Below are 8,251 nucleotides of genomic sequence, written 5' to 3' on the forward strand. Positions count from 1 at the left end.
CTCCGGCGTCCCCCTCTTCCCGCCGTTCTTCCCCCTGATGTATCCGTTCTCGCTGCTCCAGTGGTGCGGCTTCCCCCGGTGGTCGTCGCAGGGAAGCCCGCAGCCGCAGTGGAGTTCGGAGCATGGCCACCGCTCTCGGTCGTCCCCGCCAGTCACGCGCCTACCGGATCGTAGTACCGCGAGCAGGATGCAACGGCCGGAATACGTCCGGGCGTCGGACGGCCGATGACCAGGGGGCGGAGCGGTGACCGCGGGGCGACGGCGGCGGGGCCGCCGCGGGAGGAGGGCTGTTCAGCAGGCGCAGAGGCAGAACGGGTGCCCGGCGGGGTCCGCGTACACGCGCCAGTTGCGCGCGCCGTCCAGGTCGCCCTCCAGGAGCGTCGCGCCCAGCGCGAGCACCTGCTTTTCCGCGCTGTCCATCGCGGCGCGCTCCACGGCGATGTCGAGGTGGAACTGCTGGGGCCGCTCGGGGTCGGGCCACCGGGGCGCCCGGTGGGCCCGGTCGAGCTGGAAGGACAGGCGCTGGCCGCCCTCGCGGTTGAGGTCGACCCAGTCGTCCTCCGACGCGTCGACCGTGCCGCCGACCAGTTCGGCGTAGAAGGCGGCCAGCGCGCGCGGGTCGGGACAGTCCAGGACGACCGCGCCCAAGGTGCCGATCATGACGGGATTCCTCTCGTGATGGGCCGTCGTGCACCGGCACGCACGACCGGTGCGGGTTACCTGTAAAGCCGATCAGCCGGTAACGGTTACTTCATCATGGCGGAGTGGCGGTAACGTTTCAAGGGTGGAGCAGCCCGGAGAACGCAGTCCCGCGCCTGGACCGCTGCGGCTGGTCCAGGACCTGGTCAACACCGTCGACCTGGAGAGCGGCGACGACGCGCTGCGCACGCCGGCGGAGCTGGCCGCCTGGGCGGGGGAGCGCGGCATCGAGGGGCCCGGCTTCGGTCCCGGAGGGCTCGCCGACGTCCTCGTCCTGCGCGAGGCGCTGCGCGACGTCTGCCAGGCCCACGCGGGCGTCGACCTGTCGCCCGCCACCCTGGAAGCGCTGGAACGCCTGCTCTCCCGCGCGCCGCTGCACCTGACCGTCGACGCCGAGGGCGCCGCCGCCGTACGCCCCGCCCCCGGCCTGACCGGGCCCCCGGCCCTCACCGCCCGCGTCGCCGCCGCCGTCGCCGCGGCCGTCGCCGACGGCACCTGGCCCCGCCTCAAGGCGTGCGCGGCCGACACCTGCCGCTGGGTCTACTACGACCGCAGCCCCTCGGGCCGCAGCCGCTGGTGCACGATGGCGATCTGCGGCAGCCGCGCCAAGATGCGGGCGTACCGCAGCCGTACGCACTGAGGCTGCACACCTGCACACCTGGTCACATACGAGGGCCCGTACGCGGCGCGGTCGCGTACGGGCCCTGCGGGTGTCGTCGGTTACGCGGAGGGGCGGCCCATCGCGCGGTAGGTCCAGCCGGCCTTGCGCCAGACCGTGGGGTCGAGCGCGTTGCGGCCGTCGAGGATGTGCCGCTCGCGGGCCACGTCGGCGAGGGCGGCGGTGTCCAGCTCGCGGAATTCCCGCCACTCGGTCAGGTGCAGTACGAGGTCGGCGCCGCGGACGGCGTCCAGCGGCGTGGGGGCGTAACGCAGGGTCGGGAAGAGCTGCTTGGCGTTCTCCATGCCCTTCGGGTCGTAGACCGTGACCTGGCCGCCCTGGAGGTGTATCTGGCCCGCCACATTGAGGGCGGGGGAGTCGCGGACGTCGTCGGAGTCCGGCTTGAAGGTCGCGCCCAGCACGGCGATCCGGCGGCCGAGCAGGCTGCCGCCGACCGCCTCGCGGGCCATCTCCACCATGCTGGTGCGGCGCCGCATGTTGATCGAGTCGACCTCCCGAAGGAAAGTCAGCGCCTGGTCGGCGCCCAGCTCACCGGCGCGCGCCATGAACGCGCGGATGTCCTTGGGCAGACAGCCGCCGCCGAAGCCGATCCCGGCCCTGAGGAATTTGTGGCCGATCCGGTCGTCGTGCCCGATCGCCTCGGCGAGCTTGGCGACATCGCCGCCGCCCGCCTCGCTGACCTCGGCCATGGCGTTGATGAAGGAGATCTTGGTGGCGAGGAAGGCATTGGCCGCGGTCTTGACGAGTTCGGCCGTCGGGTAGTCCGTGACGATGAACGGCGTGCCTTCTGCGAGCGGTCCGGCGTAAACCTCCCGAAGGACTGACTCGGCGCGCTCGCTGGTCACGCCGACCACGATCCGGTCCGGGTGCAGCGTGTCCTGCACCGCGAAGCCCTCGCGCAGGAACTCCGGGTTCCACGCCAGCTCCGCGTCCGCGCCCGCCGGGGCCGTCTCGCGCAGCCGCTCCGCCAGCCCGGCCGCGCTGCCCACCGGCACGGTGGACTTGCCGACCACCAGCGCGGGGCGCCGCAGATGCGGGGCCAGCGAGGCGAAGGCGCTCTCCACGTAGCTCATGTCGCAGGCGTACTCGCCGTGCTTCTGCGGGGTGTTGACGCAGACGAAGTGGACGTCGCCGAACTCGGCGACCTCCTCCCAGGAGGTGGTGAAGCGCAGCCGCCCGCTGGACCCCTCGATCCCGGCCACATGTCTCGCGAGCATTTCCTCCAGGCCCGGCTCGTACATGGGGACGCGCCCCTGCGACAGCATCTCGATCTTGCTCGGCACGATGTCGAGGCCGAGCACGTCGAAACCGAGCTCGGCCATCGCGGCGGCATGGGTGGCGCCGAGATAACCGGTGCCGATGACAGTGAGCTTCAGAGGCATGCGCAGAGCATAGTGGGGACCGCGCGGACCAAATAGTGGGTGGTCGGGGGGCCGGGGGTCCACAATGCGTGCAGATATCCAAGGGGTGGGTCGAGGGGTGGGGTGCAATCGTGGGTGACGCGAGCGGCAGAGGCGGCGGGACGGACGAGGGGACGGTCCCGACCGGAACGGACGTGACGACGCCGGATCAGCGGCCGGACCTGGGGCCGGACCAGGGACGTTCACCGGAACCGGAGGGGATACCGGGGCGGATGTCGGCCGTCGGGCGCGAGCCGGGGTCCGAACCGGGACTGAATCCGGAGCCGGATTCGGAGGACGGCCCTGAGCCTGACGGTCCTGACGGCCCTGACGGCCCCGACAACCCTGACGGCCCCGACAGCCCGGCGCGCACGACCCGGCGCCGTCGCCGTACCCGCCGCGTGCTGTACACGGCCGTGATCCTGCTCTGCACCGGTGTGCTGCTGGTCGTCGGCACCGCCTACTGGGCCTTCCAGCACTACACCGGCCGCGTCGAGCGCATCCCGAACGCCTTCCCGACCGACGTACCGGCCGCCGCGCAGCCGCAGGCGTCCAAGAGCGGCAGCCAGACCTTCCTGCTGGTCGGCCTGGACGCCAGGTCCGACCTGCCGACCACTGGCAAGGACGCCAAGGCGCCGGAGTGGAAGCCGGGCGCCCAGCGCAGCGACACGATGATGCTGGTGCACCTGCCCGCCGACCACAGACACGCGTACGTCGTCTCGCTGCCGCGCGACTCCTGGGTGAGCATCCCGGGCCACGGCCAGGCGAAGCTGAACGCGGCCTTCTCCTGGGGCGGCCCGCCGCTGCTGATCGACACCGTGCAGCGGCTCACCAAGGTGAAGGTCGACCACCTCGCGGTGATCGACTGGAGCGGCTTCAAGAATCTGACCAACGCGGTCGGCGGCGTGGACATCACCGTCGACAAGACGGTCGACCGCCGCAACGGCCCCGGCGGGGTCTGGACGGCCGGCCCCCACCACATGAACGGTGACGACGCCCTCGACTACGTACGCGAGCGCTACGGTCTGCCGCGCGGCGACCTGGACCGTACGCACCGGCAGCAGAATTTCCTGCGGGCCGTGCTGTCCAAGATGCTCTCCGGCGGCACCTTCTCCAACCCGCTCAAGCTGAAGCGGACCCTGGACCAGGTGACGTCCGTGGTGAGCGTGGACGACAAGCTGTCCAACGGCGATCTGCGCGACCTGGTCTGGAACATGCGCGATGTGCGCTCCTCGGACATGGTGTTCATGAACGCGCCGATCTCCGGCTTCGACACCATCAAGAAGCAGTCCGTGGTGCTGCTGGACGCCAACGGCTCCTCCGAGCTGTGGCAGGCGCTCCGCAACGACACGATGAGCGACTACCTCGCGAACAACACCGTCGACCGGCTCGGCGACAAGGTGTCGTGAGGCGGCGTGAGGCGTTGTGAGGCGTCGTGAGGTGTCCCGCGGGTGTCATGAACGTCACGTAGGTGGCGCTGCGGGCGCGGGCCTAGGATCATTGGGTTACTTAACGGTAGTTAGCACTGCACTCGGGGAGTGAGACACCTTGGCCGGATCCTCCGACTTCGACCTTTTCCGTACGTCCGAGGAGCACGACATGCTCCGGGACGCGGTCCGCTCCCTCGCGGAGGCGAAGATCGCACCGTTCGCGGCCGAGGTGGACGAACAGGGCCGCTTCCCGCAGGAGGCCCGTGACGCGCTGGAGGCCAACGACCTGCACGCGATCCACGTCCCCGAGGCGTACGACGGCTCGGGCGCGGACGCGCTGTCCACGGTCATCGTGATCGAGGAGGTGGCGCGGGTCTGCGCCTCCTCCTCCCTCATCCCCGCGGTCAACAAGCTCGGCTCGCTGCCCGTACAGCTCTCCGGCTCCGAGGAGCTGAAGACGAGGTACCTCGGCGCCCTGGCGCGCAAGGAGGGCATGTTCTCGTACGCGCTGTCCGAGCCCGAGGCCGGCTCGGACGCGGCGGGCATGAAGACCCGCGCGGTGCGCGACGGCGACACCTTCGTGCTCAACGGCGTCAAGCGCTGGATCACCAACGCGGGCGTCTCCGAGTTCTACACGGTCATGGCCGTCACGGACCCCGACAAGCGCTCCAAGGGCATCTCCGCGTTCGTGGTCGAGAAGGGCGACGAGGGCGTCTCCTTCGGGGCGCCGGAGAAGAAACTCGGCATCAAGGGCTCCCCGACCCGCGAGGTCTACTTCGACAACGTCCGCATCCCCGCCGACCGCATGATCGGCGCCGAGGGCACCGGCTTCGCCACCGCCATGAAGACCCTCGACCACACCCGTATCACCATCGCCGCCCAGGCCATCGGCATCGCCCAGGGCGCCCTCGACTACGCCAAGGGCTACGTCAGGGAACGCCAGCAGTTCGGCAAGGCCATCGCCGAATTCCAGGGCATCCAGTTCATGCTCGCCGACATGGCCATGAAGCTCGAAGCCGCCCGCCAGCTCACCTACGCCGCCGCCGCCAAGTCCGAACGCGTCTCGGCCGGCGGCAAGGAGGAAGACCTCACCTTCTTCGGCGCCGCCGCCAAGTGCTACGCCTCCGACGTCGCCATGGACATCACCACCGACGCCGTCCAACTCCTCGGCGGCTACGGCTACACCCGCGACTACCCCGTCGAGCGCATGATGCGCGACGCCAAAATCACCCAGATCTACGAGGGCACCAACCAGGTCCAGCGCATCGTGATGGCGCGAAACCTCCCCTAGGGCGGTGTGCGGTGATAGGTGGGGGGCGGGGGTGAAGTGGGGGACGGGAGAAGGCGGTTCGGGGGAGCGAGTACAACGATCGGGGGAAGATCGCTATGTCCGGCTATCCGGCGTAGTCCGGTGGTTCGGGCGGGTGGGATCGTCACCCGGCGCCGTTTAGCGGGCGGTTTGCGATCAATTGACAAGCGGACGCGGCGGCTTGTAGAGGTTTGAGGGCCACAGATGGCGCGGGAGTTCGATCCCGCCCCTTGTGTGCCCTTTCCGCGCTTGTGATCCGATCCCGTGAAGGGAAGACGTGTCCATATCCCGCCGTACCGCAATCGCGGTGCGTACCATCGGTGTTGCCTCCGCCGCAGCCGCGCTCGCGCTGGGCGTCGCAGGCAACGCGTTCGCTTGCAACATCTCCGAGTTCTCCGCCAAAGCCTCGTGCGACAACGGCAAGGGCTCGATCGACGTCACCAACAAGGACTACTCCAACACGCTGGTGAACATCACCGTGTCGCAGGGGCAGACCCAGGTCGGTCACCAGGAGAACCTGACCGGGACGCGCCAGGGCGTCACCGTCAATTTCGCTGTCGACTGGTCGCCGTCCACGACGTACACGGTCACCGTCGTGAAGGCTTCCGGCCAGAAGGTCGGCACCACGGACGTGACGACGCCGGAGACCGCGTGCAAGGTCGACACCCCGACCACGCCGCCGACCGACACTCCGTCGGACACGCCGACCACCGACACGCCGACCACGCCGGCCACCGAAACGCCGTCGACGGCCCCGTCCGACACCCCCACCGCGACGCCGAGCACCAGTGGCGCGGCGGCGGTTGACGACACCAACGCTCCCTCGCCCGCGGCCGGTGGCACCACCGACCTGGCCGAGACCGGTGGCGGCAGCAACACGGGCATGATCGCCGGTGTCGCCGGCGCGCTCGTGGTGGTCGGCGGCGGCGCCGTCTACGGCCTGCGTCGTCGTACGGCCGGTGCGCGTCACTAAGGTCACGATCCGGCCAACTACGCGTCGCTGAGGTCTCGTTCGTCACCGGCGTGTATCAATGCAAACCCTGCGCGTACCTGACAGGCAGCAGGCGATACGCTGCGACGCCGTCGTCATCCGACGGCGTCGCGGCAATCGTCCATACACCTGAAGCAGGGGGACCCTTTATGGCCATTCGCAAGTCCACGATGCAGGAGCAGGTGGCTCAGGCCATCGCGGAGATCAACCCGGGAGACCGTCCGATCGCCACGATCCACACGGTCACCGGACCGAGCCCGTGGCTGATCAACTCGCTCGGCCTGATCGCCCAGGCATTCGTGAAGTACTACTTCGTCACGGTCACCGAGCAGGCCGTGGTCTTCCACAAGGCGGGCCGCATGAGCTCCCGCCCGAAGGAGCTCGTCGCCGCGATACCGCGCGCCGAGGCCGCGGGCCTGGTGTCCGAGGTCAAGCGGAACGCCCTGTGGAGCTCGCTGAAGTTCCAGCTTCCCGGTGAGCCCAAGCCGACCCGGCTGAACGTGGCCCGTTACTGGCGCACCGAGCTCGACCAGTGGGTGCCCGCCGTGACCGGAGCCCCGGCCGCCGTCTGAGCCCGAGTCATCAGACTTCCGTACCGTCACCGAAGGCCCCGGCCCCCGCTGCGACGATTCGCCGCGGGGGCCGGGGCCTTCGGGTGTGTGCCGTCCGGTCGGTGCCTGCGCGGCACCTACTTGGTGGCGGTCACCTTCTGGTCGTTCTTCAGCTCGTCGAAGAGCGTCTTCGCCTTCGTCATGTCCCACTTCACGGCGTCGCCGTCGTTGGGCGTCATGTAGTTGGCGTTGGCGATCGGGACCGTGACGGAGTTGCCGTCGCCGCCCGTGACGCCCTTCATGGCCCAGAACATCGAGGCCAGGTTCATCAGGCTCATCTTCTTGTCGACGATGAGCGTGTCGAGCCCGGAGCCGATCACCGGGTAGAGCTTGAACGGGTTGAGGACCGTCGCCGGCGAGGCCGCCTGGTGGGCCAGCGTCGACAGGAACTTCTGCTGGTTGCGCATCCGGCCGAGGTCCTGGTCGGCCTCCTGGTGCCGCTGCCGGACGAAGGCCAGCGACTGCTTGCCGTTGAGCTTCTGGCAGCCCGCCGAGAAGTCGGCGCCGGACGCCTTGTCCTTCAGCGGCTTGTCCAGGCACATGTTGACACCGCCGAGCGCGTTCACCAGGTTCACGAACCCGGAGAAGCCGATCTCCGCGTAGTGGTCGATGTGCAGGCCGGTGTTGTACTCGATGGTGCGGGTCAGCAGCTCGGGGCCGCCGTCGGAGTACGCGCGGTTCAGCTTGTGCGTGGAGGCCGCGTACCGCTTGCCCGACTTCTGGCCGGTGAAGGCCGGGATCGTGACGTACGAGTCGCGCGGCAGGCTCATCATGGTGGTCCCGTTGCCGCCGGTGTGCAGGATCATCATGGAGTCGGTGCGCTGGCCGTCCGCGGCGCCGGTGTGCAGGTCCTTCTCGTCCTGCTTGGTCAGCCCCTCACGGCTGTCAGAACCGACGATCAGATAGTTGGTGCCCTTGCCCGTCGGCGGCCGGTCCTCGACCTTGCTCAGGTCGACCTCGCGGCGCACTTTGGAGTCGGCCCAGAAGTACGTGGAGACGGACACCACCAGCAGTGCCACGACCAGACCGAGCGCCGTGATACCGATCTTCTTGCGGGTGCTCCAGCGCGGCCTGCGGGGGCCGGCCGCGGTCCCGCCGGCCGGGGGCGGGCCGTAGCCGCCCCCGCCCTGGC

The 8,251-nt window shown here is 69.6% G+C and carries 8 protein-coding genes; 5 read left to right on the forward strand and 3 right to left on the reverse strand.

All coding sequences use genetic code 11. From position 1 onward, the window contains the following. Positions 1 to 291: 291 nt before the first annotated feature. The gene (locus BGM09_RS36145) at positions 292 to 660 is read right to left on the reverse strand and encodes a VOC family protein (RefSeq protein ID WP_188285987.1); all 369 of its coding nucleotides are present in this window, start codon (positions 658 to 660) and stop codon (positions 292 to 294) included. A 124-nt stretch (positions 661 to 784) separates the two neighbouring features. Between BGM09_RS36145 and BGM09_RS36150 the strand changes: the two genes are divergently transcribed. Beyond that, positions 785 to 1,339, forward strand: coding sequence for a CGNR zinc finger domain-containing protein (locus BGM09_RS36150; protein ID WP_188285988.1), 555 nt, complete (start codon positions 785 to 787; stop codon positions 1,337 to 1,339). A gap of 80 nt (positions 1,340 to 1,419) precedes the next feature. Here BGM09_RS36150 and BGM09_RS36155 read toward each other — a convergent pair whose 3' ends face one another. Further along, positions 1,420 to 2,760, reverse strand: a complete 1,341-nt coding sequence (locus BGM09_RS36155; RefSeq protein ID WP_188285989.1) for a UDP-glucose dehydrogenase family protein — start codon at positions 2,758 to 2,760, stop codon at positions 1,420 to 1,422. 419 nt (positions 2,761 to 3,179) lie between these two features. On the opposite strand from BGM09_RS36155, the gene BGM09_RS36160 reads away from it, so the two are divergent. From BGM09_RS36160 to BGM09_RS36175, 4 genes are all read left to right on the forward strand, one after another. Beyond that, a complete protein-coding gene (locus BGM09_RS36160; protein ID WP_317453030.1) occupies positions 3,180 to 4,187 on the forward strand; it encodes an LCP family protein in 1,008 nt (335 codons plus the stop codon). A 139-nt stretch (positions 4,188 to 4,326) separates the two neighbouring features. Then, positions 4,327 to 5,499 (forward strand): acyl-CoA dehydrogenase family protein, encoded by a 1,173-nt coding sequence (locus BGM09_RS36165; protein ID WP_188285991.1) that lies wholly within the window; start codon positions 4,327 to 4,329, stop codon positions 5,497 to 5,499. Positions 5,500 to 5,794: 295 nt separating this feature from the next. Next, the gene (locus BGM09_RS36170) at positions 5,795 to 6,490 is read left to right on the forward strand and encodes an LAETG motif-containing sortase-dependent surface protein (RefSeq protein WP_188285992.1); all 696 of its coding nucleotides are present in this window, start codon (positions 5,795 to 5,797) and stop codon (positions 6,488 to 6,490) included. Between the two features lie 167 nt (positions 6,491 to 6,657). Then, positions 6,658 to 7,080, forward strand: coding sequence for a hypothetical protein (locus BGM09_RS36175; protein ID WP_188285993.1), 423 nt, complete (start codon positions 6,658 to 6,660; stop codon positions 7,078 to 7,080). Positions 7,081 to 7,196: 116 nt separating this feature from the next. Here the strand turns inward: BGM09_RS36175 and BGM09_RS36180 are convergent. After that, on the reverse strand, positions 7,197 to 8,251 hold a 1,055-nt coding region (locus BGM09_RS36180), incomplete at its 5' end, for an LCP family protein (protein ID WP_188285994.1).

Origin of the sequence: Streptomyces sp. CBMA29 (assembly GCF_014596445.1) — a bacterium.
Taxonomy (GTDB): Bacteria; Actinomycetota; Actinomycetes; order Streptomycetales; family Streptomycetaceae; genus Actinacidiphila.